Source organism: Streptomyces sp. NPDC004667, from assembly GCF_040609475.1.
Classification (GTDB): domain Bacteria; phylum Actinomycetota; class Actinomycetes; order Streptomycetales; family Streptomycetaceae; genus Streptomyces.
Window position 1 is genome coordinate 127,664 of sequence record NZ_JBEXKC010000003.1, and the last position, 26,583, is coordinate 154,246.

Consider the following 26,583-nt stretch of genomic DNA (forward strand, 5'->3'; position numbering starts at 1 on the left):
TCCGGCCGCTCCGGGAACTTCCGCAACACGAGTACGAGGGTGGGGGCACGACAGCGCGATGGCTCAGGGCACGGTCCAGGTGACGCACGGCGGGGCCTCGCGGTGGCGGCGGCGCTCCGGTGACTATCCGACGCTGAGCGCCGCGCTCGCCGTCGCGGGCGACGGAGACGTCCTGTCCATCGCCCCCGGCACCTACCGGGAGAACCTGGTCCTGCGTCATGCCGTCATCCTGCGCGGGCCCGAGGGCGCCGTGGCCGGCTCGGTGCGGATCGCCCCGCTCGACGGGGTCGCGCTGACGGTGCGCGCCTCGGCGGTGGTCCAGGACCTCCACCTGGAGGGTGCGGACCGGGCGGCGCCCGCGCTGCTCGTCGAGGACGGCTGTCCGGAGCTGATCGACCTGCGCGTGCACACCCGCTCCTCGGCCGGCATCGAGGTGCGCGGCGGGGCCCGGCCGCTGGTGCGCCGGTGCACGGTGGAGAATCCGGCCGGGGTCGGGATCTCCGTCCTGGACGGCGGCGGCGGGGTGTTCGAGGAGTGCGAGGTGGTGGCCGCCGGGCAGGCCGGCGTCTCGGTGCGCGGTGGGCATCCGCGCCTGGAGCGCTGCCGCGTCCACCACGCCACGGGCGCGGGCATCGCCGTGACCGGGGAGGGCTCTGGCCTGGAGGCGCTGGGCTGCGAGGTGTACGAGATCAAGGGCAGCGGGGTGCAGATCGCGGGGCGCGCCGCGGCCCGCCTCACGGACTGCGCGGTGCACCGCACCTCCGCCGACGGGGTCACCCTCGACACCGACGCCGTGGTCACCCTCGCCGGCTGCGACATCCACGACATCCCGGAGAACGCGGTCGATCTGCGTTCCCGTTCGGTGCTGACCCTCAGCCGCAGCACGGTCCGCCGGTTCGGGCGCAACGGTCTGTCGGTGTGGGATCCCGGTACCCGGGTCGATGCCGAGTCCTGCGAGATCCACGACAGCACGGGTGACTACCCGGCGGTGTGGATCAGCGACGGGGCCACGGTCTCCCTGGACTCCTGCCGGGTGCACGACGTGCCGGACGCCCTGTTCGTACTGGACCGGGGTTCGCGCGTCGACGTGGTCGACAGCGACCTCTCGCAGGTCCGCAACACGGCCGTCTCCGTCAGCGACGGCGCCGACGCGCAGCTCGACGACTGCCGTATCCGGGAGGCCGGCACCGGGGCGTGGTTCCGGGACCACGGCAGTGGCGGCACCCTCGCCAACTGCACCATCGAGAACGTGCAGTCCGGCGTGATCGTGACCAAGGGCGCCGACCCGGTGGTGGAGCGGTGCACCGTCGGTTCGGCCGCCGAGGCCGGTTTCTACGTGTCGGCGGGTGGCCGCGGCACGTTCACGGCCTGCCGGGTGAGCGGCAGTTCCGGTTTCGGCTTCCACGTCATCGACGGCTGCCGCACCACGCTGACCCGCTGCCACACCGAGCGCTGCGCGCGCGGCGGGTACGAGTTCGCCGAGGACGGCCCGCTCGCCGAAGGGTGCACCGGCGACGAGTCCGGGGCGCGGCTCGGCGCGCGGGCGGCCGCGGGCGACGCGCTCGCCGGGGCGCAGCCGGGGACCCGTACGGCGTCGGCCGTGCAGGGTCGGGCGGGAGTACCCGCCGAGGTGCCCGGGCAGCGGCCCGCGGACCCGGCGGATCCCGAGGCGGCCGACGCGGGTGCGGGGCGCGGTTCGGGCGAGGTGCTGGGGCAGCTGGACGCGCTGGTCGGTCTGGACAGCGTCAAACGCGAGGTCCGGGCCCTCACCGACATGATCGAGGTCGGGCGACGCCGGCAGCAGGCGGGTCTGAAGGCGGCCTCGGTGCGCCGGCACCTGGTCTTCACGGGCTCCCCCGGCACCGGCAAGACGACGGTGGCCCGGCTGTACGGGGAGATCCTGGCCTCCCTCGGGGTGCTGGAGCGCGGCCACCTGGTGGAGGTGTCCCGGGTGGACCTGGTCGGTGAGCACATCGGCTCGACCGCGATCCGTACGCAGGAGGCCTTCGACCGGGCGCGCGGCGGCGTCCTGTTCATCGACGAGGCGTACGCGCTCGCTCCGGAGGACTCGGGGCGGGACTTCGGGCGCGAGGCGATCGACACGCTGGTGAAGCTGATGGAGGACCACCGGGACGCCGTGGTGGTGATCGTCGCCGGGTACACGGAGGAGATGGAACGCTTCCTGACCGTCAATCCGGGGGTGGCGTCGCGTTTCTCCCGCACCATCACCTTCGGCGACTACGGGCCCCGGGAGCTGCTGCGGATCGTGGAGCAGCAGGCGGAGGAGCACGAGTACCGGCTGGGCGAGGGCACGGGCGAGGCGCTGCTGGCGTACTTCACGGACCTGCCCAAGGGTCCGGCGTTCGGCAACGGCCGCACCGCGCGCCAGACCTTCGAGTCGATGGTGGAACGGCACGCGGGGCGGGTGGCGCAGCTGGCCGAGCCGAGCACGGACGAGCTCACCCTGCTCTTCCCGGCGGATCTGCCGGCTCTGTCCGCGCCGTGCTGATCCGCTGGCCGGGAACCTCCCGGGTGTCGTGTACGTCGCCGCGCGGGGCGGCGTCCAGTCGCGCGAGGAGTGCGTCGCGTTCGGCGGTGAAGGCCGGATCGGCCTGGTAGTCGCCGTGGCCGAGGATCGGCGCGGGCAGCGGGTACCGGGGGCTGCGCCCGTAGGCGAGCGGGTCGCGCAGGGGGCCCCGGTCGACGGGTTCGCCGACGGCGGCGCCGGTCTCGACGGGCCCTCCTATGGGGTCGGTGGCCCGCCACAGGTTGCGCCAGCAGTCGAGGTCGCGGTGCAGGGCGGCCAGCCGGCCGGGGCCGAAGAAGTCGGGGAACCAGCGGCCGTAGAGCCGTGCCAGCGGTGAGCCGTAGGTCAGCAGCCCGACGCGGCCGCGCACTTCGGGCGGCAGTTGCCAGACGGCGGCCGCCGCGAGCACGCTGCCCTGGGAGTGTCCGGAGATGACGAGGCGGCCCCGGGTGCGGGCGGTCCAGCCGGTCATCCGCCAGGTCAGGTCGGGGACGGCCCGCTCGGCGTAGCAGGGCGGGGCGAAGGGGTGGGCGGCGCGGGGCCAGAAGGTGCCGACGTCCCAGAGGATCCCGACGGTGCGGCGGGCGGCGGGGTCGCGGTAGGCGCGGCGGCCCCACGCGACGAAGGCGGCGACGCCGAGCCCTATCAGCCAGGACCCGGTGTCCTGGGCGGCGCGGGCGGCGCCGGCGAGCAGCGGGTGGGCTCCGCGGGCGGCCTCGGCGGGGACCCGTCCGCTGATCCAGGCTCCGGCGAGGGCGCCGGTGCCCAGCACCAGGGTGATCCCGGAGACGGCCCCCACGAACCACGGCGCGGAGTCGGTGAGCGCGGCGGCCGCCCGTGCCCCGGCGATCCGGCGGCTGCGGTCGGGGTCGGCGGGTTCTCCCGGGTACTCGGCGGCGAGGCCCGCGGCCATCCGGCGCCGGTCCAGGGCGGCGCGCGCCACGGCCCAGGCGGCCGGCAGCAGCAGGGCGATCAGCAGCGGCGGCAGCACGGCGGCCTGCCAGGACAGCAGGACGGGCGGTCCGGGCAGCGCGGCCCCGGGCGTGCCGGGTGTGGCGCCCCCGTCGAGCCAGTCGGCGACTCGCTGGGCGACCCCGCCGGACATGACCCCGCCGAGGGCGCAGCCGAGCACGGCGACGGCGGGGCCGCCGAGGCCCCGCAGGGCGGCGCCGGGCTGGGGCGTGCCGCGGTGCAGGCGGTGGGCGACGAAGGCGAGGGCCAGCGCGCAGCAGCCCTGGCCGAGCATGAGCACCCCGAACGCGAAGTCCCCCGGGAGCCGCCCGGCCGATACCCAGCCGGGGCGGGACCAGCCCGCGTAGAGGAGGACCGCGGCGAGCAGGGCGAGGGCGCCGCCGGGCAGCAGGGTGATCGCGGCCCGGTCGAGCCGGTGGTCGGGCCGGGCCTCGGTGCGGCCGCGCCGGCAGACGACCCACAGGACGGTGGCGCCGCCGGTGGCGAGCAGCGCCTCGACGGCCCACCCGGCGGCCTGGAGCGCGGGGGCCGTGGCGGTGGCGGCCCGGTCGTGGCGGACGGCGGGGGCGGCGACGGCCACCGCCACGGTGAGGAGTCCGGCGGCGGTGTGCGCGGCGCGCAGCCGCGCCACGATCCGCCGCCCGTACCAGAACCCGGGCTGACCCAGCGGCGCCTCCTCCCCCGGTCCGGGGGCGTCCGGGGTGGCGGAGCCGGCGGGCGGCGGCTGGGACTCGTAGGCGCTCCAGGTGCGGGTCGAGAGGTACCAGAGCAGGCCGGTCAGGCCGGCCGGGACCAGGGCGCCCACCGCGAGGCGGCGGCCGGGCTGGCCCCACCAGGTGCCGGGCCGCAGGACGCCGAGCGGGGAACGGGAGCCGGCGCAGGTGGTGTTGCCCGCGCACTGCCAGGCGAGGAGGTCCAGCGCGACCTCGCAGGCCGCCGAGACGAGGAGGACGGTGAGGCTGAGGGCGAGGACCCGTACGAGGAGTCCGTACGTGCGCACCGCACGCGCGGCCGCCTTGCCGGGGGCGGCGGCGGGCCGGGCCCAGTGGGCGAGGTTGGCGACCATGAACGGCAGGAGCAGCAGCCACAGGGCCCGGGCTCCGTTGCCGGAGGTGAGGCGGGACCAGCAGTAGGCCTCGGGCACGGGCCGGCCGCCGTGGCGTCCGGGACGGTCCTCGGCATCGGCGTCCTCGGGGCGGCGGAACACGGCGGCGGTCGAGTCGCCGGTGATCCGGACGGGGTACGGGTCCCGCAGCAGTTCCGCGGGGGAGGCTCCGCCCACGCCGTGGACGAGCAGTTCGAGCGCGGGCGGCGGGCCCGGGGGCGGCGGTTCGCAGGCGGCGTCGGGGTCCGGCATGTGGGGGGCCTCCGCAGGTGAGGGGCTGGTGCGCGCGGGGCGGCCCCTTCAGCATCCCGCTCCGGCGCGGCCCTGCCCAGGCCCCGTGCGTGTGACGGGCGTTCGGGCCGGGGCGCGGGTGATGCCCCGGTCGGCGGAGACTTCTGACGGGCCGCCGGTTATGGTGGCGCGGCGGCGGCGCACCCCGCGCCCCGCACCGCCCAGGGGGTAACGACATGACCCGCCGACTCCGCCCCGTGGGGCTGGGTTTCACCGAAGACGCTCCGACGCGCCTGGTGTTCACCGCCCGCGCCTCGGCCGCACCCGACGCCGTGTACCGGGCGCTCGCGGAGGAGGTGACGGGGTGGCCGTCCTGGTTCCGGGCCGTGACGCTGGCCCGGCCCACGGGGGGCGGCGGGGGCCGCGAGGTCCGGCTGATGGGCGGGGTCCGCTTCCGGGAGACGGTCATGGCCGCGGATCCCGGGCGGCGTTACGCCTACCGGGTCGACGAGACCAACGTGCCCGCCGTGCGCGCCCTGCTGGAGGAATGGCTGCTGACCCCGGAGGACCGCTCCCCCGGCTCCGCGCCCGCGCCGGGCACACCCGCCCCCGGCACGCCCGCCGCCCCCGGCACCGCCGGCACGCCCGCCGCTCCCGGCGCCGCCGCCCCGGGCACCCTGGTCCGCTGGACCTTCGCCGCCGACGGCCCGCCCGCCTTCCGGCTGGCGCTGGCCGCCGCCCGCCCGGGCCTCGGCCACTCCTTCCGCACGGCGGTGCGTACGCTCGACGCCCGCCTGGCGGCCCGCACCCGCGGCTGACGGACTGCCACCGGGCGGGCCCTCGCCGCGCGCTCGCTCAGGCGGTGGGCTCGCGCCAGTCCCCCGTCCGCAGGAGCGTCTCGATCGTCTCGGCGTACGGGGCGATGTCGAGGCCCTGCGCGGCCAGCCATTCGTCCGAGTAGTACTTGTCGAGGTAGCGGTCGCCCGGGTCGCAGAGCAGGGTGACGACGCTGCCCGTGCGGCCCTCGGCGACCATCTCGGAGATGATCTTCAGGGCGCTCCACAGTCCGGTGCCGGTGGAGCCGCCCGCCTTGCGCCCTATGGCCTGTTCCAGGGCGCGGCAGGCGGCGACGCTCGCCGCGTCCGGCACCTTCATCATGCGGTCGATGGCGCCCGGCACGAAGCTCGGCTCCATCCGCGGCCGCCCGATGCCCTCGATGCGCGAGCCGCAGTCGCTGCTCGCGTGGGGGTCGCCCTGGGTCCAGCCGTCGAAGAAACAGGAGTTCTCCGGGTCGGGGACGCAGATGCGGGTGTCGTGCTGCATGTAGTGCACGTAGCGCGCGATGGTGGCGGAGGTGCCGCCGGTGCCGGCCGTCGCGACGATCCACGTCGGTTCGGGGTACCGCTCCAGGCGCAGCTGCTGGTACATCGACTCCGCGATGTTGTTGTTGCCGCGCCAGTCGGTGGCCCGCTCCGCGTAGGTGAACTGGTCCATGTAGTGGCCGCCGGTGCGGGCGGCCAGGTCGGCCGACTCCTCGTACATCTTCATCGAGTCGTCGACGAAGTGGCAGGTGCCGCCGTGGAATTCGATGAGTCGGCACTTCTCCGGGCTGGTGGTCTTCGGCATCACCGCGACGAAGGGGACGCCGATCAGCTTGGCGAAGTAGGCCTCGGAGACCGCGGTCGAGCCGCTGGAGGCCTCGATGACCGGGCGGCCGGGGCGGATCCAGCCGTTGCAGAGCGCGTACAGGAACAGGGAGCGGGCGAGTCTGTGCTTGAGGGAGCCCGTCGGGTGCGTGGACTCGTCCTTGAGGTACAGGTCGATGCCCCACGCCTCGGGGAGGGGGAAGCGCAGCAGGTGGGTGTCGGCGGAGCGGTTCGCGTCCGCCTGGACCTTGCGGACGGCTTCCTTGAGCCAGACGCGGTACTCCGCGTCGCTCCGGTCGACGTCGACCGTCGTCATGACCGCGCCCGCGGCCTTGTTCGCGGCCACGCTCGCGTCCGTCGTACCGGTGGTACCGGTGGTGCTCATGCGCCTTGCTCCTTTGTCGGTTCCGTGGCCCCCTGCTTTCGCAATGTACCCCTCCCACCTGCACAAATGGTTACTTTGGGTTTCCATGCGGATCGCTTTCGGTCGCGTTCGGTTGCACCCGAGGCCACCGTGGGTGACCCTGGTGGTGCGCTACCGAGGGTGCAGCACCCGTAACACTGATATCGGGGAGTCGCAGCCGTGATCAGTCATTCCCGCAGGCACTGCGTCGTCGAACTGCAGGCCTTGCCAGCGCGGATCGGTCAGGTCCGCAGAATCGTTTCCGCGCAACTGCGCCACTGGCAGCTCGATCCGCTCATAGACCGGGCTGCGCTCGGCGTGACGGAGCTGCTCAGCAACGTCCACCGCCATGCGCAGCCCGACAAGGTCTGCACGGTCGAGATCGAACTGCGCCTCGGGCGGCTGACCGTCTCCGTCTCCGACGGCGATCCGCGGCTGCCCGTGGTCCGGGCGGCCGACGAGCTGGAGACGTGCGGGCGCGGGCTCGCGCTCGTGGAGGCCGTGAGCGAGGCGTGGGGGGCCCGGCCCCGGCCGGACGGCTCCGGCAAGGTGGTGTGGTTCTCGCTACGGGCCGCCCCCGCGCCGGCGGCGCCCACGGGCACGGTCCGTATCGGCGTGAACAAGCCGGTACGGGAACCCGCGCGGGCGGTGCTCACCGCCGTGGACGCGCAGGCCGTCCCGGTCGCCGTGCCGGTACCGGTCCCGGTCGGCACCGGGCCCGGGTGACGCCCCCGGCCGCGCTCCCGTGGCCCCGGCCCGGACGCCCGCCCCGCCGCACCCCGAGGGCACCCGGGCCCGGCCCCGGCCCGCCACCGGGCCGCCGCCCGGGGCCCCGCGTCGATGCCTCGCGGCTCGCGCCACCGATCCGCGTCACCGCCTCGCGACTCGCGCCACCGATCCGCGTCACCGCCCCGCGGCCGTTCTCCGAATCCATCCGGCGGACCTGGAGGCGCAAGAGCGCGGCCACGGGCCACCGCCCCGCGCCACCGCCACAGAACCCCGACCCGTGGCCCGCCCCCTCCGGAGCCCGCCTCGGGAGCCCGCCCGGGACGCCGCCTCAGGCGGGCGCGCCCAAGGCCCCCAGCGGGTCGTCCAGCACCGGCTGCCACGCCAGCTCCGCCGCCCCGACCAGGCTGTTGTGGTCGAGGGTGCACGGCAGGATCGGCACGCCGCCGCTGCGCCCCCAGAGGCTGCGGTCGGCGACGACCGCGCGCAGCCGCTCCGGGTCGGCGTACAGCAGCTCCCGGTGCAGTCCGCCGAGGATGATCCGGTCCGGGTTCAAGATGTTGACCAGCCCCGCGAGCCCGAGCCCGAGCCGGTCGATGAGCTCCTCGGCGGCGGCCCGCACGCCCGGGTCCGCGTACTCGGCGCGCAGCAGGTCACGGGCCTGCTGGAGCAGGGACACCTCGGGGCCGGGGATGCGGCCCGCGGCGGTGAGGAAGGCCAGCGGGTCGGCCTCCACGTCCAGGCAGCCCCGGCTGCCGCAGTGGCAGGGCCGCCCCTCCGGGTTGACGGTGAGGTGTCCGACCTCCAGGGCCAGCCCCGCGCTCCCGCTGTGCAGCCGGCCGTCCAGGACCAGCGCCCCGCCGACGCCGCGGTGCCCGGTGGCCACGCAGAGCAGGTGCTGGGCGCTGCGGCCCGCGCCGTGCCGGTGCTCGGCGAGCGCGGCGAGGTTGACGTCGTTGCCGGTCAGGGCCGGTCCGTCGATCCCGGCCGCCTTGACGCGCTCCGCGAAGATGGCCCGTACCGGAGCACCGGCCGGCCAGGCCAGGTGCAGCGGGTTCAGGGCGGTGCCCTCGGGCTCGGCGACCGCGGAGGGCACGGCCAGGCCGGCGCCGACGCAGCGCCGCCCGGACTCGGCGAGCAGCCCGGCGCCCGCGTCGACGACCGCGCCGAGGACCTGCGCCGGGTCGGCGGAGACCGTGACCTTGCCGGGCGCGGTGGCCACGATCCGCCCGCCGAGGCCGACCAGCGCCGCCCGGAACCCGTCCGGGTGCACCTGGGCGGCCAGTGCCACCGGGCCGTTCTCGTCGACCGACAGCCGGTGCGAGGGGCGGCCCTGGGCCCCGCCCGCCCCGCCGGGGCGGGAGTCGACGCGGATCAGGCCGAGCGCCTCCAGCTCGGCCGCGACCGCGCCCGCGGTGGCGCGGGTGACGCCGAGCTCGGCCGTCAGGACCGCCCGGGTCGGGGCCCGGCCCGTGTGGACGAGCTCCAGCGCGGGGCCGAGCGCGCCCCGGCCCCGTTCCAGCCTGGTCCTCGCGGAGGCGGCCGAAGCCGCCGAGGCCGCGGCGGCCGCCGATGTCCCGGAGGTCCCCGATGTCCCGGAGGTCCCCGCGGCGCCGGCCGCCGTGGACGCCGTGGACACATCCCCCACCCGCGGCGGGGCCCCGTTGCCGTTCATGACATGGATCCTCGCATGATCGGGAGGCGCCGGGCGCCCGGCTACGACCCGAGGCCGCCGACCCGCAGGGTGATGTTGAGCCTCCCGGTCAGCCCCAGGCCGGGCGGCGCGGTGCCGGGCAGCACCTTCGGCACCCCGTGGAAGGCCCGCCGGCTCGGGCCGCCGAAGACGAACAGGTCACCGCTGCGCAGCTCGACGTCCCGGAACGGACGTCCGCGCGAGACGGTGTTGCCGAAGCGGAAGAGGCAGGAGTCGCCGAGACTGAGCGAGACCACCGGGGCCCCGGACCGCTCCTCGGCGTCCCGGTGCATGCCCATCCGGGAGTCGCCGGCGTAGAAGTTGACCAGCGCGATGTCGTACTCCTCCCCGGGCGGCAGCGGCGTGCCGTACGCGGCGAGGACGGCTTCCCGTCCCAGTGCGGCCAGCCATCCGGGCATCGGTTTGACGGGGGCGCCGTCGCCGTCGACGGCCGTCCGCGCGTATCCGTACGGGTACCAGTGCAGCCCCAGGCACACCTGCCGGGCGGTCATCGTCCCGCCGCCGGGGGTGCGTACGGTGCGCAGTCCGGCGGGCGGGCGCGCCCACTCCCGGCAGGCGGCGAGCAGCTCGCCCTGGCGCCCGGGTCCGATCCAGTCGGGCAGGTGGACGGCGCCGGGGGCGATCTCGGCCCGCTCGCGCGGGAACAGTTCACCGAGCACCCCTCCATTGTCAGGGCGCGCTGGCAGACTCGCGGTATGAAGATCACCGAATACGTGGAAACCCTCGCCCGGGAGGGCGAACTGCTGGCCGACACCGCCGAACGGACCGGTACGGAGGCCCTGGTACCGACCTGTCCGGGGTGGCGGGTCGGCGACCTGCTGCGGCACACCGGGGCGGTGCACCGCTGGGCGACGGGCTTCGTCGCGGACGGCCTGGTGGATCCGGTGCCGTTCCCGGACGCGCCGGAACTGTCCGGGGCCGAGCTGCTCGCCTGGTTCCGGGAGGGGCACGCCGACCTGGTGCGGGCGCTGGCCGATGCCCCGGCGGAGCTGGTGTGCTGGACCTTCCTGCCGACGGCGCCGCCGTCGTCGCTGGCGTTCTGGGCCCGCCGCCAGGCGCACGAGACGACCGTGCACCGCTTCGACGCCGAGTCCGCGCTCGGGCCGGGCTTCTCGTCGGTCACCCCGGAGTTCGCCGAGGACGGGGTGGACGAGCTGCTGACCGGATTCCACGCGCGGCCGCGCAGCCGGGTGCGGACCGAGGAGCCAAAGGTGCTGCGCATCCGGGCGGCGGACACCGGCGCGGTGTGGACGGTGCACCTGTCGAAGGAGCCCGCGCGCACGGTGCGCGGCGACACCGGCGACCCGGTGGACTGCGAGCTGACCGGCGCGGCGTCCTGGCTGTACGCGGCCCTGTGGAACCGGCTCCCGCTGGCCGGCCCGGAGGTGAGCGGCGACGCCTCGCTGGCGGCGCTCTGGCAGGAGACCGGCCGCATCTGACGGCCGGAACGGCCTCCCCGGGAGGGGAGGCCGCGGCCGGCCTCGGACGGGCACGGCGGCGCACCGCGAAAAGGGTGTGCGGATCGGGAATCCGGTTGACAGGGTGGTGGGCATGAACTCCCAGCTCAACGACGCGACCGACGATCCGCACACGGCGGGCGCGGCCGGATGGATCACCACACCGATCGGGGCGGACCTGCTGCGCGGCGCCCTGGAGGTGGAGCGCACCGCGCGCGGCGTGCTGCCGCACCGGCTGCCGGCGCGGGCCCGCCGGCAGTTCCCCGACGCCTACCTCGCCACCGTCGAGACACAGCCCTCCGGGGTCCGGCTGGCCTTCCGCACGCGGGCCACCACCGTCGAACTCGACGCGCTCCGCACCAAGAACGGCTACCGGGGCGTGCCGCCCCGGCCCGACGGCCTGTACGACCTGCTCCTGGACGGCCGCCCGGCCGGTCAGGCCACCGCGAACGGCGGCAACGTCCTGATGATGGACATGGCCACCGGCTCCGCGGAACTCGTGCCCGGCCCGGTCGGCACCGTCCGCTTCGAAGGGCTGCCCGCCCGGCTCAAGGACGTCGAGATCTGGCTGCCGTACAACGAGGTCACCGAGCTGATCGCGCTGCGCACCGACGCTCCCGTCGAGCCGGCGCGGGAACACGGGCGCCGGGTGTGGCTGCACCACGGCAGTTCCATCAGCCACGGCTCCAACGCGGCGGGACCCACGACGATCTGGCCGGCGCTGGCCGCCTCGCTGGGCGGCGTCGAGCTGGTCAACCTGGGGCTGGGCGGCAACGCCCTGCTCGACCCGTTCACCGCGCGCGCCCTGCGGGACACCCCCGCCGACCTGATCAGCGTGAAGATCGGCATCAACATCGTCAACACCGATCTGATGCGGCTGCGTGCCTTCGGCCCGGCGGTGCACGGCTTCCTCGACACCATCCGCGAGGGGCACCCGGACACTCCGCTGCTGGTCGTCTCCCCCGTCCTGTGCCCGGTCCAGGAGGACACCCCGGGGCCGCTGGCCCCGGACCTGCACGACGGGAAGCTGAGCTTCCGGGCCCTGGGCGACCCGGCGGAGGTCGCCGCCGGGCGGCTCACGCTCACGGTCGTCCGACGCGAGCTCGCCCGCATCACCGCCGAGCGCGCCGCCGACGACCCGAACCTCCACCACATCGACGGCCGCTCCCTCTACGGGGAGGCCGACTTCGCCGAGTTCCCGCTGCCGGACGGCCTGCACCCGGACCCGGCCGGCCACCGCCGGATCGGGGAGCGCTTCGCCGAGCTGGCCTTCGCGAAGGACGGGCCGTTCGGGGAGGGCCTGCCGTCCGGGGAGGGCAGGCCGTCCGGCAGATGATCTCGCCGCCGGGGGGAGGAAGGTGACGGACGTGGTGTCGAGGCGGATCCACGTGGTGGGGAAGGTGACGCTGGAAGAGGCCGAGCGGCTCGCGCGCGCCTTCTTGCGCGCTCAGATCCGAGGATGGACGGACGACGGCTGGACGCTCGCCTGGGACGAGTGGGCGACCCGCGACGACGGGTACGTCTTCGCGATCGCCCGGGCCGGCGGGCTGCCCGTCGGGGCACCGGTGTTCATCGACCGGGCCGACGGCGCGTGCCGGCTGATGCCGGCCCGGGAGTACTCCCGGCGCAAGCGCCCGCGCCCCCTCGGCCCCCGTCCCGGGCGCGCCCCCGGGCCGGCCTGACGGTTCGCCCCGTGGGGTGGTCGTCAGAGCGGATCCGTCCCTCCCCCGTACCGGCTCCGCAGGCGGGTCTTGTCCGGTTTGCCCGCCTCGGTGAGCGGCAGCCGGTCCATGACGTGGATCGCGGCCGGTTCGTACACCGCGCCCAGGCGGGCGGTCACGAAATCGGTGAGCAGCCGGGTGGCGTCCGGGGCCCGGCCCGGGGTGGGGACGACCGCGACGTGGAGTTCCTCCTTCCCGTCCGCCGCGCGGATCCCGAAGGCCGCGCAGCGGGCGACGGCCGGGTGCGCGTGCAGGACCTCCTCCACCTCCGCCGGGTGGAGATGGGCGCCCACGACGATGACCGTCTCCTTCAGCCGGTCGACGAGGTGGAGGTAGCCCTCGCCGTCGAGGAGTCCCAGGTCCCCGGTGGCCGCCCAGCCGTCGCGGACCACCTCCGCGGCCGGTTCGGGGCACCCCCAGAACCCGGCCATCGCCGTGGGTGTGCGGACGTGGACCTCTCCCGTACCCCCGGGAGGGAGGACGGCGCCCGACGGATCCCGGATCTCGATGCCGACGCCGGGCAGCGGCCGGCCGGCGGTGATGCGGCCGCCGGGGCCGGTGACGGTGTGCTCGTGCGGGAGGACCTCCGCGATCGGGCCCGTCTCGGTCTGCCCGTACGAACCGTGCAGGACGGGGCCGAAGACCTCCGCGGCCCGGCGCAGCAGCGCGGCGGACGCGGGGGTGCCCCCGTAGAAGAGGCGACGGAGGGAGCGGACGTCGGTGGTGGCGAGGTCGGGGTGGTCCAGCAGCTCGTGGAGGAGCGGCGGCAGGAGCCAGAGGTCGGTGACGCGGTACCGCTCGACGGCCGCCAGGACCCCGGCCGGCTCGAACCCCTCCCGCAGGACGACGGAGCCACCGGCGAGCAGGGTGGCGTCGGCGACGATGCCGGCCACGTGCGCGAGGGCCGTGCAGGCGAGGAACCGGGCCGGGGTGCCGGAGGGGAGGTGGGCGGTGTGCGCGGCCAGGATCCGCCGGTAGGGGCCGTGGGCCAGCCGGACCAGCTTGGGCGGACCGGTGGTTCCGCCGGTGAAGCGCAGGCACCAGTCGTCCTCGGGGCGGACCGCGGCCGGTGTCGCTGCGGTGTGCCGGTCCGGGAGCCGGCCGGGCCGGTCCTCGGTGAACAGGCCGGGGTCCAGGGTCAGCCGGAGGGGCTCGGGGCTCCCGGCCGGCAGGTCCCGCGTGGCGGGGTCCACCAGGAGCAGGACCGCACCGGTGGCCTCCAGGATCCGGCCCCGCGCCGCGGCCGGCGCGGTGGGGCTCAGGTGCACGACCCTGGCGCCGAGCAGGTTGGCTCCGTAGCGGGCGATGAGGGTCTCGGGGTGGTTCCCGGTGAGCAGGGCGACCGTGCTCGCGCGGGTGACGCCGTGGGCCGCCAGCAGCCCTGCGGCCCGGTGGATGCCGGTGTGCAGGGCGCGGGCGTCGACGGTCCGGTCGGCGGTGGTGAGCACGGTCCGCGCGGGCGGGGACTCCGGGCGCGCGAGGACGGCGAGGAGGGCGTCCACGTAACTCTCGTAGGGCGGTCGCGGGGATCCGGGCATGACGGTGCTGCCCCTTTCTTCGTGGGGTCCTGTGGGAGTGGCGGGGTCTTCCTCGGAGGCTAGGAGGCGCTCGATCGTGTCGTCCAAGACCGGTTCCGCCATGAGAACGTGCTCGCAGGGTTATGAAAGGGGGCGGTCGGTGGACCTGCTGTCGTTGCGGTGCTTCCAGGTCGTCGCGCGGTGCGAGCACATCAGCCGGGCCGCGGACGAACTGCGCACCGCCCAGCCGTCGGTGAGCCGGACGATCGCCCGGCTGGAGGCCGAACTGGGGGTGCCGCTCTTCGACCGGCGGGGCCGCCGGATCCGGCTCAACCGGCACGGCGCGGCCTTCCTGCGGCGGGTGGACCGGGCGCTCACCGAACTTGAGGACGGGCGCCGCGAGTTGGCGGACGCCGCGCGCGATGGCGGGGGCGGCAGCGTGACGGTGGCGAGCGAGACCCTGCTGACCCTCACCGGGCTGCTGGCCCGTTTCCGCGCGGCCCGTCCCGGGGTCGACGTCCGGCTGCGGCAGGCGTCCGCCGAGACGATGGCGCGCCTGCTGCGGACCCGGGAGGCGGACTTCTGCTTCGCCTCGCAGCCGCTCGCCGGGCCCGCTCTGGAGTCGGTGGTGCTGCTCACCGAGGAGGTACTGCTCGCGGTGCCCCGCGGGCACCGGCTGGCCGGGCGGGAGCGGGTGGCGGTGACGGAGCTGGACGGGGAGCCGTTCGTGACCCCGGGGCGGGGGCACTGGCAACGGGTGCTGGCCGACGGGCTGTTCGAGCGGGCCGGGGTGCGGCCGACGATCGTGTGCGAGGGTGACGAACCGGGGGCGGTACTTGACCTGGTCGCCGCCGGGCTCGGAGTGGCACTGGTGCCGGCCCTCGCCCGGGAGTCGGGCACCCGGGACATCGTGGACTGGGCCCGACTGGCCTCGCCCGAGGCCCGCCGGGAACTGCGCCTCGTCCGGGCCGGGGGCGCCTACGCGTCCACGGGCGCCCGGAGCTTCGCGGACTTCGCGGTGGGGTACTTCGGGGACGCCTCGGCACGGGCCGGCGGGGCCGGCGCTCCGTAGGCCGTCGGGCCGTCGGGCCGGGCGGGGCGGGCCGTCGGGCCGGTTCAGCCGAGGGTGGCCGCGTAACCGGTCTGGAGGCCGTACGCCCACTCGGGAGCGGCGTTCCAGGGGTTGGGCATGGCCGCGCTGGTGGCGTAGGCGTAGCCGGCGCCGCGTTCGAAGGCGGTGCGCAGGGTGGTGCGCATGGCCGCGGCGTCGGGGACGTCGTGGACGAGATGCCAGAACGCGGTCCCGCCCGGGTCGAGTTCGGCGCCCGAGCGGTAGCCTCCGAGCGGGTCGAACACGTTGCCGCCGTACCGGCCGCCCGAGGTGTACGCCGCGTACGTGTCCTCGAAGGTGACGAAGACGTCGGCGGTGCGGTGGCCGGGTTCGAGGTAGCAGTCGGCAATGGCCGTGCCGGGGTTGTCGACGACCAGTTCGGCGGCGTCCGGGTCGGCGGCGTGCATCGTGTCCTGGACGTAGCGGCGCAGGGCGGCGTAGCGGTCGCGGGTGGCGTTGCCGGGGCCGCAGTCGCGGCTGACGACGTCGAAGAAGATGCCGTCCACGTGGAGGCGCCCGTCCCCGTTGCCGGAGGGCTTGAGGTAGTTGTCGACGGACGCCTTGACCGCGACGGGGTCCCGGCTGCCGTGGTCGGTGTGGACGTAGCCGAGGACCTTGGTCCTCTCGCCCGTGGCCGTCGTCCCGGCGCGCAGGGCGTCCGCGCGGGCCTGCCACGACGCGTCGAAGGGGGCGTCCCCGTTGCCCGGGTTGAGGACGACCACGGAGGGGGCCGGGGCGGTGGCGGCGAGGCCGTCCAGTACCGGGTCGTCCGCCCGGACGTAGGCGGGCACCGCTATCTCCAGGCCTCGGACGCCGGGACGGCGGGGTATCGGCGTGACCGCGGGGGTGGGTACTGGGGCGGGCGCGGAACCCGTATCGGGTCTCGCCCCGCCAGGTCTGGAGGGCACGGGCCGCGGTGACGGGCCCCGGTCGACGGGGACCACCCGGTCGGCGGGGGCCGCACGGGTCGCATCGGCCGAGGCGGGCGGAGCGGGTGCCGGGGCGGTGAGCAGCAAGGTCACCAGAACGGCGTACAGGGCCTTCACGGCGCGGGCGCGGGCCATGGGCTGTTCCTCCGGCGGGCAGGGGGCGACCCGAGGAACAGTAAACGCGCGGCAAGTCGGTGAAAGGCGAACCACCCACATTGACGGGAGGAACAGAGAAGCGATCCGTCACCTCGCCATCCGAACCCGGCGCCGGGCGGGTACCGGTGCCTCGACGGTGGGGGCCCGCCCGCGCCTCGACGGTGACACTTGGGCTCGCGCGTTGACGGTGGGGGCGCGCCCGCGCCTCGACGGTGACGCCTGGGCTCGCGCCCCGCCGGCCGACGCCCCTCCGGGCAACGCTCCTCCCGACGGCGCCCCGCCGACGCGCGCACCCGGTCAGGCGGCGGGCAGTCCCACCTCGTGCGCCAGCCGGCCGACGGCGTGCGCGAAGAACATGTCCCGTTCCTCTACGACCCGGTTGAACTGGCCGAACAGCTCGAAGGAGATCAGACCGACGAGCTGCGCCCAGGCCGCGACCAGGGCGGCGGTCACCTCGGGGGGCAGCCCCTCGGCGAAGTCGGCGGTCATCCGGTCCGCTTCGGGGCGCAGGGCGGGGGGAAGCGGCGGCAGGGACAGGCCGCGGCCCTCGCAGGCGGAACGGAGGAGGCCGATGAGGACGTTGGCGACCCGGGAGGCGGGGCCGATGGTGTCCGCGGGGGCGCTGTAGCCGGGGACCGGGGAGCCGTAGATCAAAGCGTATTCGTGCGGGTGCGCGAGCGCCCAGGCGCGCACCGCTTCACAGACGGCGATCCAGCGGGCGCGGGGCGCGGCACCTGCGGCGAGCGAGGCCGCGCCGGCCGATTCGGCTGCGGCGCCGATGCTGTCGTAGGCGTCGATGATCAGGGCGGTCAGCAGGTCGTCGCGGCTCGGGAAGTAGCGGTAGAGGGCGGAGGAGACCATGCCCAGCTCGCGGGCCACGGCGCGCAGCGAGAGCTTGGCGGCGCCCTCGGCGGCGAGTCTGCGGCGCGCCTCGTCCTTGATGGCGGCGGTGACCTCAAGGCGGGCCCGTTCCCTGGCTCCTCGCACGGTGCTCATGCGGGTCAGTGTGCCATACATGTGGAGCACTGCACAAAAACGGGAGCGGCGCTCACTTGCGAGAGCACTGCTCTTGTTTTGGTGCGGCGATCCGTGCACACTGGTCTCAAGCGAGAGCACTGCTCTCCCAATCCGCCCCGGAGGTCACCGTGAACGCGCCCACCCCCTACTACGTCCAGGCCAGCCCGCTCGGCATCCGCTTCAACGCCCTCTTCGGCCGGCTCGCCCGGCTCGGCATCAGCCTCGCCGGAACGGCCGAACTCTCGGTGCGCGGCCGCAAGTCCGGCGAGATGCAGCGGATCCCGGTCAACCCCCACACCCACGACGGCGCCCAGTACCTGGTCTCGGCCCGGGGCCACTCCCAGTGGGTCCGCAACATGCGGGTGGCGGGCGGCGGCGAGCTGCGCGTGGGCCGCAAGATCCGGACCTTCACCGTCACGGAACTCACGGACCCGGCGCAGAAGGCGGTCGTACTGCGCGCCTACCTGGAGAAGTGGGGCTGGGAGGTCAACCGGTTCTTCCAGGGCGTCACCGCCAAGTCCTCCGACGCCGAACTCCAGGCGGCCGCCGGGGACCACCCGGTCTTCCGCATCACGGTGTCGAACTGACCGCGGGGACGGCCGACCACCCGCCCCCACCCGAACGGCGGGCACACGCCGGCCCCCAGACCCCCAGACCCACGGCCCGCCGGACGCTCCCGGCATCCCGCCCACCGGACACGCGGCCCACGCGGTCCGGCAGCCCGCCCCCGGACGGACACGCGACGACCGGGCCGCAGACCTCCCACCCGGCACCACCCCCGAGCGCACCGCCCCGCGAAGCCGACCGGCCGCGCGCCGCATCGAGAACGACGGAGGCAGGGGCGGCCCGGGCACCGTTCCACCGTGGTGCGGGCACCGGTGCGGTGCTCTAGCGTCGGAAGGGCGGGGGTGACCGATGCGCCGAGCCGGTCGCCCCCTGAGCGCCCGCTCCGCGCCGCCCCCGCCCGCGGTCCGGCGCACCCTCGGATCGCGTGACCGCCCGAGAGAGCAGGTGCATCCGCATGCGTCGTTCGGCTCGTATCCCCAGCATCCTCGCCGGTCTGGCCCTCGCCGCCGGCGGCGCCTTCTTCGCGGCCCCGGCCGCCTCCGCCTCCTCCGGCGTCCAGGACTGTCAGCAGTACCTCCAGTCGCACGGCAAGCAGACCACGTCTGACACCACCCAGGCGTGCTACCAGGGCTCCATCGGCAACCAGACCAGCTGCGTCGCGAGCCTCAAGGCGGCCGGCATCTCCACGGACGACTCGAACGGAGCCTGCCGCGCGGCCCACTAGAGCCTGTCCCTTGGTCCCGCGGCGGCCTGAGTACGAAAGTCCACCTGGCCGGCGACAGCCTGGCCCAGCCTCTGGCCCTCCGGGTCACCGCAGGCCAGGCGGGTGACACGCCGGCCTTCCAGACCGTCATGGCGAGCATCCGTGTTCCCCGTACCGGTCCCGGGAGACCAGGACTCGGCCGGAGACGGACAAGCTCACCATCGCCCACCAGGCCGCACACCACCTCGCCGCCATCCTTGTCCGGGCCCGGCGACAGCCCGCCGCATGGCGTTCAGCTGCGGGGATGCTTCACTTGCCGGACAGCTTGAGGCCGCAGGGGAGGGCGTGTGCAAGAGCCAGGATTCCGGGTTCTGCTCACAGAGGCGGGAGGCCGGAAGGCAGAGGCGATCCGTGCGATCCGAACGATCACCGGCCTCAGCCTTTGGAACAGCAAGCTCCTGCTGGACAGCGCGCCCGTAGCGGTCACAGAACCCGACTGGCTCGAAGCCGCCCGGGACGCGGCCGATGCCCTTGAGGCCGCAGGTGCCCACGCGGCACTGCTTTGCGACTGGTGCGACCGCACCATCGGGCGAGAGGCCGGCCCGCTTGACCCCGCCCCGTGTAGTGGGCCATGGCCTCCCGAGACCTGTCGAGCGAGTTGCCCACCGGCGACGGACTGGGTACGGCCACTGCTGACGGACTCACAGCCAGACCTGAGGGACACGCTCCAGGCGTGTCGTCCGGACGGGTCGGCGACTCCCCCGCTTCCCAGCGGACAAGGACGGTGACAGGAGCGACGGCGGCTGCGACCAGCCGCCGGGCGGCCATCGACCGGGCGGCCCTCCGCCCCGCGGCCCCGCACATCCGGGCCGCGAGGTGATCCCCGCGAGACGGCCGGCCGGCTGGCGGGGACGGAGGGAACCGCGTCGGGTCAGCCGCGGCCGGTGCGGCGGCCCTGGCGGGCGTCCAGCAGGTGCAGCGCCTTCCGCGCGAGCGGGTAGGTACGCACCAGGTCGGCCAGCGTCGTCGACCCCCGCGTGATGCGGGCGAAGGCCAGCCACGCGGGCCGCAGGCCCGTGAGCGCCGCGTGGAACATCCCGGGGCGGGACTCGAACAGGCTCAGCATCCGCTTGCCGACGCCCATTTCCACACCCAGCCCGGCCTTGACCGCGAAGGCGTAGTTGAGCGCCTGGCGCCGCGCGTCCACCGCGTCCTGCGCCTCCGAGATCTTGACGGCCCACTCCCCCGCGAGCCGCCCCGAGCGCAGCGCGAAGGAGATGCCCTCACGGGTCCACGGCTCCAGGAGTCCCGCCGCGTCCCCCGCCACCAGCACCCGGCCGCGCGAGAGCGGCGAACCGGGCTTGCGGCAGCGGGTCAGGTGCCCGGAGGAGACGGCCGGTTCGAAGCCGGCCAGGCCCAGCCGGGCGATGAAGTCGTCGAGGTACCGCTTGGTCGCGGCGCCCTCGCCCTTCGCCGAGATGACCCCGACGGTGAGGGTGTCGCCCTTGGGGAAGACCCATCCGTAACTGCCGGGCAGCGGGCCCCAGTCGATCAGGACGCGGCCCTTCCAGTCGTCGGCCACCGTCTGCGGGACGGGGATCTCCGCCTCCAGGCCGAGGTCGACCTGGTCCATCTCGACCCCCACGTGGGCGCCGATCCGGCTGGCGCTGCCGTCCGCGCCGACCACGGCCCGTGCCAGCACCGTTTCGCCGTCGGCGAGGACCACGGCCACCGTGCGCCGGTCGGGGACCGCCGCGCCGTGCTGCTCGACGCGGGACACGGCCGTACCCGTACGGAGCGTCGCCCCGGCCTTCTCGGCCTCCGCGACCAGCGCCGCGTCGAACTCCGGCCGGTTGATGAGCCCGAAGAGCATGCCCTTCGAGCGCCGGGTGCGGGCCAGCTTCCCGTCGTAGGAGAAGGTGACCGCGTGGATGCGGTCCTTGAAGGGCAGGACGAAGCCCGGCGGGAGGGCGTCGCGCGAGGGGCCGATGATGCCGCCGCCGCACGTCTTGTACCGGGGGAGTTCGGCCTTCTCCAGCAGCAGGACGCGGCGCCCCGCGGTGGCCGCCGCGTAGGCCGCCGAGGCGCCGGCCGGTCCCGCGCCGACCACGACGACGTCCCACACCTCGCCGGTGCCCCCGGGCGCCGGCTCGGAAGCGGCCGTCTCGGGAAGCCCGTCGGGGGCCGGCACGGGAGCCGGCACGTGGACCGGTACGGGGACCTCCCCCGCCGCCCCGCCGGGAGCGGCGTCCTCGTCCGCCGCCGCGGCCGCGACCGTCTCCGACGCCACCTCCACCGTCACCTCGGCCGCACCCGCTGCCGTCCCGTCCCCCGGACCCTTCCGGGCCCCCGTGTCCGCCCCTGCCACCGCCCCTGTCGCCGCCCCGGCGTCCGTCCCTGCGTCCGCCCCCCGAGCGACCTGCCCTGCGCCTGCGCCGTGTACGTCGTCGTCGCTGCTCACGATGTGCTGCTGCTCCTGATCACGCGGTTGCTCCGATGCCGTGGAAATCCTACGGCGAGAGTGCCTCCCGCCCCTCTGTGCGAGGATCGGCACTGTCTTTCGCCTTACTTTCGCCGCACCCCGGCACATACACCAACGTCGCACCCACGAGGAGCGTGCCCATGTCCCAGAATCCGATCGCCGAGACCATCGCCTCGCTGATGCCCCGCGCCAAGGCGGAGCTGACCGAGCTGGTGGCCTTCCAGTCGGTCGCGGACTGGGCGCAGTTCCCCAAGAGCGAGAGCGAGGGCGCCGCGAACTGGGTGGCCGACGCCCTGCGCGCCGAGGGGTTCCAGGACGTGGCCCTGCTCGACACCCCCGACGGCACCCAGTCGGTGTACGGCTTCCTGCCCGGCCCCGAGGGCGCCCCGACCGTCCTGCTGTACGCCCACTACGACGTCCAGCCCCCGCTGGACGACGACGCCTGGGTCTCCCCCGCGTTCGAACTGACCGAGCGCGACGGCCGCTGGTACGGGCGCGGCGCTGCGGACTGCAAGGGCGGCTTCATCATGCACCTGCTGGCGCTGCGTGCGCTGAAGGCGAACGGCGGCGTGCCCGTCGGCGTGAAGGTGATCGTCGAGGGCTCGGAGGAGCAGGGCACCGGCGGCCTCCAGCAGTACGCCGAGGCGCACCCGGAGCTGCTGACCGCCGACACCATCGTCATCGGCGACGCGGGCAACTTCCGCCTGGGCCTGCCGACGGTGACGGCCACCCTGCGCGGCATGACCCTGGTCAAGGTGAAGATCGACACGCTGGGCGGCAACCTGCACTCGGGCATGTTCGGCGGCGTCGCCCCCGACGCGCTGGCCGCGCTGATCCGGCTGCTGGACTCGCTGCGCTCCGCGGACGGTTCGACCACCGTCGACGGACTGGCCTCGGACGCGGTGTGGGAGGGCCTCCAGTACCCGGAGGCGGACTTCCGGGCCGACGCCAAGGTGCTGGACGGGGTCGGCCTGATCGGCGAGGGCACGATCGCGGACCGGCTGTGGGCCCGTCCGGCCGTCACCGTGCTCGGCATCGACTGCCCGCCGGTGGTCGGCGCCACCCCCTCGGTGCACGCGAGCGCGGGTGCGCTGATCAGCCTGCGCGTGCCGCCGGGCGTGGACACCGCCGAGGCCATCAAGCTGCTGGAGGCGCACCTGATCGCGCACACCCCGTGGCAGGCGAAGCTGGAGCTCGAAGTCGTGGGTCAGGGGCAGCCGTTCCAGGCGGACACCTCCAGCCCGGCGTACGCGTCGATGGCCGCGGCCATGCAGGTCGCGTACCCCGGCCAGGAGATGCAGGTCAGCGGCATGGGCGGGTCCATCCCGCTCTGCAACACGCTGACGTCGCTGTACCCGCAGGCGGAGATGCTGCTGATCGGCCTGAGCGAGCCGGAGGCGCAGATCCACGCGGTGAACGAGAGCGTCTCCCCGGAGGAGCTGGAGCGCCTGTCGGTGGCCGAGGCCCTCTTCCTCGTCAACTACGCGGATTCCAAGCGCGGCTGATTCCCGCGGACACGGACCCGGCCCGTGGACGCACGGGCCGGGTCGCCCTCCCGGGGCGCACGGACGCTGGGAGGCCCGGACGCCCGGAGCCCCGGGTTCCCGTGGACCCTGCGCTCTGCGCGTACTCCGCTCCCGGCGAAGTCGCGCGCGGGGGCCGGGGCCGGGTGCCTACGTTCGCTGCATGGAACTCGTCGAAGTCATCCCGAACCGGCTCCACATGCTGCGCTTCCCCATCGGCCAGGCCTACCTCTGGCAGGACGAGGGGGCCCTGACGCTGATCGACGCCGGACACGCCGGGTCCGCCGACGCCATCGAGGAGGCGATACGTTCCCTCGGCCTCGCGCCCGAACGGCTGGAACGGATCGTCCTCACCCACTGCCACCGCGACCACGTCGGCGCCGCCGGTGAGCTCGCCGCCCGCCGGGGCGCGGAGGTGGCGGCGCACCGGCTGGACGCCCCGGTCATCCGCGGTGAGCAGCCGGTTCCCGAACCGGTGCTGCTGGACTGGGAGGTCCCCCTCTACGCGCACGGCCTCACGGTTCCCGAGGCCCCGCCCACCCCGGTCGACCGGGAGCTCCTGGACGGGGAGGTGCTGCCGTTCGGCGGTGGGGCGGTCGTGGTCCACGCCCCCGGTCACACCCCGGGCAGCATCGGCGTCCATCTGCCGCGCCACGGGGTGCTGTTCACGGGTGACTGCGTCGCGGGGGTGGGACAGGTGATGCCGGGTGTGTTCAACGTGGACCGGGACCAGGCACTCGCCTCGTTCCGGCGGCTGGCCGCCCTGGACCCGGAACTGGCCTGTTTCGGCCACGGAGACCCCTGTGTGACGGAGACCGCGGCCACCCTCCGGGCGGCGGCGCAGGCCCCCGCGCACGCGGGCTGAGCGGCCGGGCCCCGCGGACCCGCAGACCCGCAGACCGGGTGGAGCGGCGTCAGTCCCCGCCCGTGCCCTGGGGCCTGGCCCGTACGTGCATGCGCTCGCCCTGCCTCCCGAAGAGGCTCAGGACCTCGACGGGCTGCCCGTCCGCGCTGCTGAACCAGTGGGGCAGACGGGTGTCGAACTCGGCCGCCTCGCCGGGCCCGAGGACGAGGTCGTGGTCGGCGAGGACGAGCCGCAGTCGGCCGTTGAGCACGTAGAGCCACTCGTAGCCCTCGTGCGTGCGGCGGTCGGGTTCGGAACCCCGGTCCGTGATGATCATCTTGTACGCCTGGAGGGGGCCCGGACTCCGCGTCAGAGGTACGAACGTACCGCCGTGGGGCAGGGGGTGGGGCTTCAGCCGGACCCGGGGGTCCCCCACCTCCGGCGCCCCGACGAGGTCGTCGAGGGGGACCCGGTAGGCGCCGGCGAGCGGGAGCAGCAGCTCCAGGCTCGGACGGCGCTGCCCGGCCTCCAGGCGGGACAGGGTGCTCTTGGAGATGCCGGTCGCCTCGGAGAGGGCGGCCAGGGTGAGGCCGCGCTGGGCGCGCAGCCGCTTGAGCCGGGGAGCCACCTCGTCGAGGACGGTCTGGTAGGGGGCCGGTGTGTCCATGCGGGCATTCCACCCCGGTTTCCCGGAATCGGCAACAGGAGTTGCCGGATCCCTTCCGCCGGACGCACCCTCCTCGGCATGAACGCACCGAAGGATCCCGGACAGCACCACGACCACCCCGGCCACGCCCCGGGCCACGCCCACCGGCACGGCGACTCCCACACCCCCGCCCCCTCCCACACCAGCGGCCACGGCCACACCCACAACGTCGTCGCCGACGACCTCGACTGGGAACGCCTGGCCACCCACCTGGAGACCGGTGGCGAGCTGCACCTCCCGGCCCACCGGAGCACCGCGGCCCGCCTGCGCGAACTCGTCGGTCCCGGCCGTCAGGTCCGGCGCGTCCTCGACATCGGCAGCGGTCCCGGCGTGATGACCTGCGTGCTCGCCGAGGCCTTCCCGGACGCCGAGGTCGTGGCCGTCGACGGCACGCCCGCGCTGCTCGACCGCGCCCTGGCCCGCGCCGAGCGCCTCGGCCTCGCCGGCCGGGTGAGCGTCCGCCACGCCCGGCTGCCCGAGGGCCTGGCCGAGGACGCCCTCGGCACGGCGGACCTGGTCTGGAGCAGCAAGGCCGTGCACCACCTCGGCGACCAGCAGGGCGCCCTGGACGCCCTGGCCCGCGTGCTGCGCCCCGGAGGGACGCTCGCCGTCGCGGAGGGCGGCCTGCCGATGCGCTTCCTCCCCCGCGACCTCGGCTTCGGCAGGCCGGGGCTGCAGACCCGGCTCGACGCCCTGCAGGAGGACCGGTACCAGGCCATGCGGACCAGCCTGCCCGGCAGCGTCCCCGTGGTCGAGGACTGGCCCGCGATGCTCCGCCGCGCCGGGCTGACGGGCGTGGGCGCCTTCACCACCCTGCTCGACCTGCCCGCCCCCCTGGGCGAGCCGGGCCGCGACTTCCTGCACTCCCAGCTGACGCGGCTGCGGGACGCCTCGGACGGTTCCCTGGACGCGCCGGACATGGACACCCTCGACCGGCTGCTCGACCCGGCCGCGCCGGAGGGCCTCCTGCGGCGCCCCGACGTCTTCCTGCTGTCGGCGGCCACCGTCTTCGCCGGAACGCGTCCGGCCCGATGAAGCCGACGCGACCACGGCCCGCGGCGCGGTGGGCCCTCGCGGGCCTCGCCCTGTCCATGCTGCTGTCCTCGCTCGGCACCGGCATCGCCAACGTCGGCCTGCCGGCCCTGGCGCAGGCGTTCGACGCCTCCTTCCAGGAGGTGCAGTGGATCGTCCTCGCGTACCTCCTCGCCGTCACCACCCTGATCGTCAGCGTCGGACGGCTCGGTGACCTCATCGGGCGGCGGCGGCTCTTGCTGGCGGGCATCCTGCTGTTCACCGGGGCCTCGGTCCTGTGCGGGGTCGCTCCCGGCCTGTGGCTGCTGATCGCCGCGCGGGCGGCGCAGGGCCTGGGAGCGGCCGTCATGATGGCCCTCACCATGGCCTTCGTCGGCGAGACGGTCCCCAAGGAGGCCACCGGCCGGGCCATGGGGCTGCTCGGCACCACCTCGGCCATCGGCACCGCCCTGGGCCCGTCGCTGGGCGGAGTACTGCTCGCCGGACCCGGCTGGCGGGCGATCTTCCTCGTCAACGTCCCGCTGGGCGTCATCACGTTCCTCCTGGCGCGGCGGCACCTGCCCGCCGACCGGCGTGAGTCCCGGGCGGGGCGGGCCCGCTTCGACCGCCTGGGCACCCTGCTGCTCGCGGCGACCCTGGGCGCGTACGCGCTCGCCCTGACCCGGGGCGGCGGCTCCTTCGGCCCGCTCACGCTCGTCCTGCTGGCGGGCGCGGGCTGCGGGGCCGTGGTCTTCGTACGCGTCGAGGCGCGGGCGGCCTCGCCGCTGATCCGGCCGGCGGCGTTCCGCGATCCGGTGCTGAGCACGAGCCTCGCCATGAGCGCACTCGTCTCCACGGTGATGATGTCGACCCTGGTGGTCGGCCCGTTCTACCTCTCGCGCACGCTCGGGCTCGACACGGCGCTCGTCGGACTCGTCCTGTCGGCGGGACCGTTGGTCGCCGCGGCGGCCGGTGTGCCGGCGGGCCGCCTCGTGGACCGGTTCGGTGCGCGGCGGACGACGTTCGCCGGGCTCATCGTCATGGCGGCCGGCGCCGGCCTGCTGTCGCTGCTGCCGGCCCGGCTGGGCATACCCGGCTACGTGGGCCCGCTCGCGGTCGTCACCCTCGGCTACGCGGTGTTCCAGACGGCCAACAACACCGCCGTCATGGCGGAGGTCCACCCGGACCGGCGGGGCGTCGTCTCCGGCCTGCTCAACCTGTCGCGCAACCTCGGGCTCGTCACCGGAGCCTCGGTCATGGGCGCCGTGTTCGCCCTCGCCTCGTCGGCGGCGGACATCACGACGGCGGGCCCGGAAGCCGTCGCCACGGGAACCCGGACCACCTTCGCGGTCGCCGCCGCCCTGATCACGGCCGCCCTCGCCCTCGCCGCGTACGGCCGCTCCCTCGGCGGCCGACGGGCCGCGGGCGTGCCGGACGGCGCGGGCCTGGTCGGGTGAACGGGCCGCCCGGCCGCCGATGCCGCGCCCGGACCTCCCTCCGCGCCCACGCGCACGC

23 protein-coding genes and 1 pseudogene are annotated in these 26,583 nt (G+C 75.2%); 15 read left to right on the forward strand and 9 right to left on the reverse strand.

Going from position 1 to position 26,583, the window contains the following annotated elements; all coding sequences use genetic code 11:
• Positions 1-58 precede the first annotated feature (58 nt).
• Positions 59-2,509: a right-handed parallel beta-helix repeat-containing protein gene (locus tag ABZW32_RS02710; protein ID WP_356210237.1), complete on the forward strand. Its 2,451-nt coding sequence runs from the start codon at positions 59-61 to the stop codon at positions 2,507-2,509.
• Here ABZW32_RS02710 and ABZW32_RS02715 read toward each other — a convergent pair.
• Positions 2,460-4,856 carry a hypothetical protein gene (locus ABZW32_RS02715; RefSeq protein ID WP_356210240.1) on the reverse strand — a complete coding sequence of 799 codons (2,397 nt, stop codon included), beginning with the start codon at positions 4,854-4,856 and terminating at the stop codon, positions 2,460-2,462. The two genes, ABZW32_RS02710 and ABZW32_RS02715, sit on opposite strands and share 50 nt — an antisense overlap.
• Positions 4,857-5,071: 215 nt before the next feature.
• Between ABZW32_RS02715 and ABZW32_RS02720 the strand changes: the two genes are divergently transcribed.
• Positions 5,072-5,653, forward strand: a complete 582-nt coding sequence (locus ABZW32_RS02720) for an SRPBCC family protein (RefSeq protein WP_356210242.1) — start codon at positions 5,072-5,074, stop codon at positions 5,651-5,653.
• A gap of 37 nt (positions 5,654-5,690) precedes the next feature.
• Here the strand turns inward: ABZW32_RS02720 and ABZW32_RS02725 are convergent, their stop codons facing one another.
• Positions 5,691-6,797 carry a PLP-dependent cysteine synthase family protein gene (locus tag ABZW32_RS02725; protein ID WP_356210457.1) on the reverse strand — a complete coding sequence of 369 codons (1,107 nt, stop codon included), beginning with the start codon at positions 6,795-6,797 and terminating at the stop codon, positions 5,691-5,693.
• Positions 6,798-7,064: 267 nt separating this feature from the next.
• Between ABZW32_RS02725 and ABZW32_RS02730 the strand changes: the two genes are divergently transcribed.
• Positions 7,065-7,610 (forward strand): ATP-binding protein, encoded by a 546-nt coding sequence (locus ABZW32_RS02730; protein WP_356210244.1) that lies wholly within the window; start codon positions 7,065-7,067, stop codon positions 7,608-7,610.
• A 331-nt stretch (positions 7,611-7,941) separates the two neighbouring features.
• On the opposite strand, the gene ABZW32_RS02735 is transcribed toward ABZW32_RS02730, so the two are convergent.
• Complete coding sequence (locus ABZW32_RS02735) at positions 7,942-9,285, reverse strand: ROK family protein (RefSeq protein WP_356210247.1); 1,344 nt, start codon at positions 9,283-9,285, stop codon at positions 7,942-7,944.
• A 41-nt stretch (positions 9,286-9,326) separates the two neighbouring features.
• Complete coding sequence (locus ABZW32_RS02740) at positions 9,327-9,983, reverse strand: alpha-ketoglutarate-dependent dioxygenase AlkB (RefSeq protein WP_356210250.1); 657 nt, start codon at positions 9,981-9,983, stop codon at positions 9,327-9,329.
• 36 nt (positions 9,984-10,019) lie between these two features.
• Here ABZW32_RS02740 and ABZW32_RS02745 point away from each other — a divergent pair, with 36 nt between their 5' ends.
• The 3 genes from ABZW32_RS02745 to ABZW32_RS02755 all read left to right on the forward strand — a co-directional run bounded on the left by ABZW32_RS02745 (position 10,020) and on the right by ABZW32_RS02755 (position 12,463).
• Positions 10,020-10,763: a maleylpyruvate isomerase family mycothiol-dependent enzyme gene (locus tag ABZW32_RS02745; protein ID WP_356210253.1), complete on the forward strand. Its 744-nt coding sequence runs from the start codon at positions 10,020-10,022 to the stop codon at positions 10,761-10,763.
• A gap of 112 nt (positions 10,764-10,875) precedes the next feature.
• A complete protein-coding gene (locus ABZW32_RS02750; RefSeq protein WP_356210255.1) occupies positions 10,876-12,117 on the forward strand; it encodes a GDSL-type esterase/lipase family protein in 1,242 nt (413 codons plus the stop codon).
• A gap of 31 nt (positions 12,118-12,148) precedes the next feature.
• On the forward strand, positions 12,149-12,463 hold the full coding sequence (locus ABZW32_RS02755) for a hypothetical protein (protein WP_356210258.1): 315 nt from the start codon (positions 12,149-12,151) through the stop codon (positions 12,461-12,463).
• A 23-nt stretch (positions 12,464-12,486) separates the two neighbouring features.
• Here ABZW32_RS02755 and ABZW32_RS02760 read toward each other — a convergent pair whose 3' ends face one another.
• The gene (locus ABZW32_RS02760; protein WP_356210261.1) at positions 12,487-14,040 is read right to left on the reverse strand and encodes an AMP-binding protein; all 1,554 of its coding nucleotides are present in this window, start codon (positions 14,038-14,040) and stop codon (positions 12,487-12,489) included.
• Between the two features lie 139 nt (positions 14,041-14,179).
• Here ABZW32_RS02760 and ABZW32_RS02765 point away from each other — a divergent pair, with 139 nt between their 5' ends.
• Entirely contained in the window at positions 14,180-15,091 is a 912-nt protein-coding gene (locus tag ABZW32_RS02765) for a LysR substrate-binding domain-containing protein (protein ID WP_356210264.1), read from the forward strand.
• A 44-nt stretch (positions 15,092-15,135) separates the two neighbouring features.
• Here ABZW32_RS02765 and ABZW32_RS02770 read toward each other — a convergent pair whose 3' ends face one another.
• Entirely contained in the window at positions 15,136-15,921 is a 786-nt protein-coding gene (locus ABZW32_RS02770) for a spherulation-specific family 4 protein (protein WP_356210266.1), read from the reverse strand.
• 591 nt (positions 15,922-16,512) lie between these two features.
• Positions 16,513-17,211: a TetR/AcrR family transcriptional regulator gene (locus ABZW32_RS02775; RefSeq protein WP_356210268.1), complete on the reverse strand. Its 699-nt coding sequence runs from the start codon at positions 17,209-17,211 to the stop codon at positions 16,513-16,515.
• A gap of 149 nt (positions 17,212-17,360) precedes the next feature.
• Between ABZW32_RS02775 and ABZW32_RS02780 the strand changes: the two genes are divergently transcribed.
• The 4 genes and pseudogenes from ABZW32_RS02780 (at position 17,361) to ABZW32_RS02795 (ending at position 19,290) form a co-directional block, all read left to right on the forward strand.
• Entirely contained in the window at positions 17,361-17,819 is a 459-nt protein-coding gene (locus ABZW32_RS02780; RefSeq protein WP_356210271.1) for a nitroreductase/quinone reductase family protein, read from the forward strand.
• A 434-nt stretch (positions 17,820-18,253) separates the two neighbouring features.
• Positions 18,254-18,523, forward strand: a complete 270-nt coding sequence (locus ABZW32_RS02785; protein WP_356210273.1) for a hypothetical protein — start codon at positions 18,254-18,256, stop codon at positions 18,521-18,523.
• A gap of 14 nt (positions 18,524-18,537) precedes the next feature.
• Positions 18,538-18,621: pseudogene (locus ABZW32_RS02790) on the forward strand (IS5/IS1182 family transposase); the annotation flags it as partial.
• Positions 18,622-18,849: 228 nt separating this feature from the next.
• The gene (locus tag ABZW32_RS02795; RefSeq protein WP_356210275.1) at positions 18,850-19,290 is read left to right on the forward strand and encodes a ribosomal protein L7/L12; all 441 of its coding nucleotides are present in this window, start codon (positions 18,850-18,852) and stop codon (positions 19,288-19,290) included.
• A gap of 143 nt (positions 19,291-19,433) precedes the next feature.
• Here the strand turns inward: ABZW32_RS02795 and ABZW32_RS02800 are convergent, their stop codons facing one another.
• Positions 19,434-20,627, reverse strand: a complete 1,194-nt coding sequence (locus tag ABZW32_RS02800) for a geranylgeranyl reductase family protein (RefSeq protein ID WP_356210460.1) — start codon at positions 20,625-20,627, stop codon at positions 19,434-19,436.
• Positions 20,628-21,124: 497 nt separating this feature from the next.
• On the opposite strand from ABZW32_RS02800, the gene ABZW32_RS02805 reads away from it, so the two are divergent.
• Both ABZW32_RS02805 and ABZW32_RS02810 read left to right on the forward strand, forming a co-directional pair.
• A complete protein-coding gene (locus tag ABZW32_RS02805) occupies positions 21,125-22,489 on the forward strand; it encodes a dipeptidase (protein WP_356210276.1) in 1,365 nt (454 codons plus the stop codon).
• A 181-nt stretch (positions 22,490-22,670) separates the two neighbouring features.
• Positions 22,671-23,372 (forward strand): MBL fold metallo-hydrolase, encoded by a 702-nt coding sequence (locus ABZW32_RS02810; RefSeq protein WP_356210279.1) that lies wholly within the window; start codon positions 22,671-22,673, stop codon positions 23,370-23,372.
• A gap of 49 nt (positions 23,373-23,421) precedes the next feature.
• Here the strand turns inward: ABZW32_RS02810 and ABZW32_RS02815 are convergent, their stop codons facing one another.
• On the reverse strand, positions 23,422-24,018 hold the full coding sequence (locus ABZW32_RS02815; RefSeq protein ID WP_356210282.1) for an XRE family transcriptional regulator: 597 nt from the start codon (positions 24,016-24,018) through the stop codon (positions 23,422-23,424).
• Positions 24,019-24,096: 78 nt separating this feature from the next.
• On the opposite strand from ABZW32_RS02815, the gene ABZW32_RS02820 reads away from it, so the two are divergent.
• Both ABZW32_RS02820 and ABZW32_RS02825 read left to right on the forward strand, forming a co-directional pair.
• The gene (locus tag ABZW32_RS02820) at positions 24,097-25,092 is read left to right on the forward strand and encodes a class I SAM-dependent methyltransferase (protein ID WP_356210285.1); all 996 of its coding nucleotides are present in this window, start codon (positions 24,097-24,099) and stop codon (positions 25,090-25,092) included.
• Positions 25,089-26,525, forward strand: coding sequence for an MFS transporter (locus ABZW32_RS02825; RefSeq protein WP_356210288.1), 1,437 nt, complete (start codon positions 25,089-25,091; stop codon positions 26,523-26,525). Before ABZW32_RS02820 ends, ABZW32_RS02825 begins: the two co-directional genes overlap by 4 nt.
• The last annotated feature ends 58 nt before the right edge of the window (positions 26,526-26,583 follow it).

Excerpts from the sequence above, each read along its gene's own strand:
- ABZW32_RS02715 (WP_356210240.1), bottom strand. The coding sequence starts at position 4,856 with ATGCCGGACCCCGACGCCGCCTGCGAACCGCCGCCCCCGGGCCCGCCG.
- ABZW32_RS02760 (WP_356210261.1), bottom strand. The coding sequence starts at position 14,040 with ATGCCCGGATCCCCGCGACCGCCCTACGAGAGTTACGTGGACGCCCTC.
- ABZW32_RS02745 (WP_356210253.1), top strand. The coding sequence starts at position 10,020 with ATGAAGATCACCGAATACGTGGAAACCCTCGCCCGGGAGGGCGAACTG.
- ABZW32_RS02750 (WP_356210255.1), top strand. The coding sequence starts at position 10,876 with ATGAACTCCCAGCTCAACGACGCGACCGACGATCCGCACACGGCGGGC.
- ABZW32_RS02810 (WP_356210279.1), top strand. The coding sequence starts at position 22,671 with ATGGAACTCGTCGAAGTCATCCCGAACCGGCTCCACATGCTGCGCTTC.
- ABZW32_RS02825 (WP_356210288.1), top strand. The coding sequence starts at position 25,089 with ATGAAGCCGACGCGACCACGGCCCGCGGCGCGGTGGGCCCTCGCGGGC.
- ABZW32_RS02775 (WP_356210268.1), bottom strand. The coding sequence starts at position 17,211 with ATGAGCACCGTGCGAGGAGCCAGGGAACGGGCCCGCCTTGAGGTCACC.
- ABZW32_RS02820 (WP_356210285.1), top strand. The coding sequence starts at position 24,097 with ATGAACGCACCGAAGGATCCCGGACAGCACCACGACCACCCCGGCCAC.
- ABZW32_RS02815 (WP_356210282.1), bottom strand. The coding sequence starts at position 24,018 with ATGGACACACCGGCCCCCTACCAGACCGTCCTCGACGAGGTGGCTCCC.
- ABZW32_RS02725 (WP_356210457.1), bottom strand. The coding sequence starts at position 6,797 with ATGACGACGGTCGACGTCGACCGGAGCGACGCGGAGTACCGCGTCTGG.
- ABZW32_RS02805 (WP_356210276.1), top strand. The coding sequence starts at position 21,125 with ATGTCCCAGAATCCGATCGCCGAGACCATCGCCTCGCTGATGCCCCGC.
- ABZW32_RS02710 (WP_356210237.1), top strand. The coding sequence starts at position 59 with ATGGCTCAGGGCACGGTCCAGGTGACGCACGGCGGGGCCTCGCGGTGG.
- ABZW32_RS02785 (WP_356210273.1), top strand. The coding sequence starts at position 18,254 with ATGCGTCGTTCGGCTCGTATCCCCAGCATCCTCGCCGGTCTGGCCCTC.
- ABZW32_RS02735 (WP_356210247.1), bottom strand. The coding sequence starts at position 9,285 with ATGAACGGCAACGGGGCCCCGCCGCGGGTGGGGGATGTGTCCACGGCG.
- ABZW32_RS02720 (WP_356210242.1), top strand. The coding sequence starts at position 5,072 with ATGACCCGCCGACTCCGCCCCGTGGGGCTGGGTTTCACCGAAGACGCT.